The following is a 1,311-nucleotide window of genomic DNA, read 5'->3' as shown; positions in this document are numbered from 1 at the left end:
ATAGCCATTACGACTGATTTGTTCGAGGTTTTCTCTTTGTTCCCCTGTTAGATTGACTTTATCTCGCCGACCTCTTCCCATGATTGATGTCCTCTGCTTGTTCGAGCTATTGCCCTATTTTAGCTGAAACAGTCCACTAGGATGCGCTTTTCGATAGCGTAACGCACCAATTTAATAATAAAGTTGGTGCGCGGGGCGCGGATTGTTGATTTTGTTTTTTTAACAGAGATTATCACCGCAAACACACACCCTACAAGATCGGCGTACTGCTAGGCAGTGCCTTCGGCATCGCACTATTGGGCATTCAGGTTTCTGAGAATTTTTTGTGCTAAAAATTCTTTGATTTCTGTATGTCGTGGTACAGCTTCAATGACCCCAGTTTGAGGGTTAATCCAAAGAGAATGAGAAGCGCCCTCTCGCTTAAGATAACAACCAGCTTTCCGCAACTTTTTTTCTAATTCTTGACGTTTCATGGAATGGAAATTGTCTCCTCGATCGCTTCTTTTGGTAGTCCTCGACGAATATCAGCCAAACGATCTTCAAAAATTAGTTGAATAGCACTTTTTAAGCTTTCTTTGGCTTCTTCAATGGTTTCTCCTTGACCATTTGCACCTAGGACTTCAGGACAAATCGCCCAGTATCCCCCTTCTGTTGCTGCTTCAATGATGGCGGTGAATTCTCCTTTCATGACAATCTCCTTTGATAATTTATGAATTATTTGATAATTTATGAATTAGCGTGCTGCTACGCAGTGCCTTCAACATCGCACTCTCAACCAAAATATCACAAGATCACGACACAAGATTAGAGCATCATGGGGATGATGTTGGGTTGAGTACCGATCACCCAACCTACAAGAGCGGCGATCGCACTTTAAGTAAATTAATGATCGCCTTTCGGAATTTAGGCTCTTCGTTACTCTTTATGCTAAATCAACAGACAAGATGCCAAGACAACATACTTCTAACCCAAAAATTCCGAAAGTTTCTCAAGCCATAGGCTCTCCGTTTTATTAGTTTAAGTTTATTGTTGATTCCCTCGACCATCCCATTCGTTGTCCTTCGCTCGAAATAACTAATGATTTCTCCAAACCAGTTTCGGATTGTTTGACAACTCTTAGTAAAAACACTGGAGGATTTTGCCAACCATTCCGAGATGGATAGCATTCCCTCTGTCGGATTCTCTGAGGTTTCATAAATCTTTCTAAATTCTTCCTTTAATTCCTGCATCTTTTTCAAATTTGGCAATTTTTCTTTGATAGCTTCTAGTTTAATTTTTTGGGGTTCCGTTAAATCTTCTTCATTTTTTAAC

3 protein-coding genes are annotated in these 1,311 nt (G+C 40.4%); all 3 read right to left on the bottom strand.

All coding sequences use genetic code 11. The annotated features are described in order from the left end of the window. Nucleotides 1-293: 293 nt before the first annotated feature. Nucleotides 294-473, bottom strand: a complete 180-nt coding sequence (locus O9295_RS24710; protein WP_002782277.1) for a type II toxin-antitoxin system HicA family toxin — start codon at nt 471-473, stop codon at nt 294-296. Beyond that, complete coding sequence (locus tag O9295_RS24705; protein ID WP_004163690.1) at nt 470-688, bottom strand: type II toxin-antitoxin system HicB family antitoxin; 219 nt, start codon at nt 686-688, stop codon at nt 470-472. Before O9295_RS24705 ends, O9295_RS24710 begins: the two co-directional genes overlap by 4 nt. A 244-nt stretch (nt 689-932) precedes the next feature. Then, on the bottom strand, nt 933-1,311 hold a 379-nt coding region (locus tag O9295_RS24700; protein ID WP_288035950.1), incomplete at its 5' end, for a transposase.

The organism is Microcystis sp. LE18-22.4A (assembly GCF_027531105.1).
GTDB lineage: Bacteria > Cyanobacteriota > Cyanobacteriia > Cyanobacteriales > Microcystaceae > Microcystis > Microcystis aeruginosa.
Note: the sequence above shows the minus strand (reverse complement) of the source record. Positions and strands in the feature narration are given on the sequence as shown.